Source organism: Campylobacter sp. BCW_6460 (assembly GCF_001762705.1).
Lineage (GTDB): Bacteria > Campylobacterota > Campylobacteria > Campylobacterales > Campylobacteraceae > Campylobacter_D > Campylobacter_D jejuni.
This window is the reverse complement of the sequence record NZ_MJXI01000006.1, coordinates 1-821: the sequence shown is the minus strand read 5'-3', so window position 1 is coordinate 821 and position 821 is coordinate 1. Positions and strand designations below refer to the sequence as shown.

Here is an 821-nt window from a genome sequence, read left to right as displayed (position 1 = left end):
TAGAAAAAAACATACAAGCTTTATTAAGTGGGGTAAATGAACCCTTAGGAAATAAACTTTTAAATTTCATACAAAATAAAACTTGTTCTCGTTTTAATATAGATGAAAATTTAAATATCTATGATAAAACTCATAATGTTTTTATGTATGAAAATTTAGAAGAAGAATTAAATTTTTTCTATCAAAGTATTTTAGAAAAAACTCCTAGATATCCTTTCGTATGTATTTATGGTATAGGCAATGCCTTGCTTATTAAAAATTTAGCTAAACACTATAAACATCTTTTTGTATTTGAAAGCGAAATAGAACTTTTTATCCTAGCTTTAAGTGCATTGGATTTGAGTGAAGAGCTTTGTAGTGGAAAAATTTATCTTGTGGATATCGAAGAAGAAAGAGTAGATATTCAACTGCTTATACTTTTTGATATGAAAGATATGTTTGAGTACTTAAGTTTGTATGAAATGTTTGTGAATAATGTTTATTATAAAAAGTTTTATGAGGATATCTGGCATAAAGCAGATGAGCTTTGCGAGAAAAATATAAAAGTTGTGATAAGAAATTTAAATTCTAGTTTATGCATCGGTTTTGAGTGTTATTCTCATCTTTTACAAAACATCCCTTCTATGCTTGAAAGCATTCCTTTTCAAAGAATCTTAAATGAAAGAAAAAACAAATTTGAAAATGCTATAGTAGTTTCTGCAGGACCTAGTTTAGCTAAACAACTTCCTTTACTTAAAGCTTATCAAGATAAAGCAGTGATCTTTTGTGCTGATGGGGCTTTAAGTATGCTTGAAAAAGAAGGCATAATACCTGATTATGTT

Annotated in this window: 1 protein-coding gene; it reads left to right on the top strand. The window is 27.4% G+C overall.

Translation table 11 applies throughout. The annotated features are described in order from the left end of the window. Positions 1 to 821 (top strand): 6-hydroxymethylpterin diphosphokinase MptE-like protein (locus tag AJ881_RS03730; protein WP_148122997.1); only part of this gene is annotated, 821 nt, incomplete at both ends.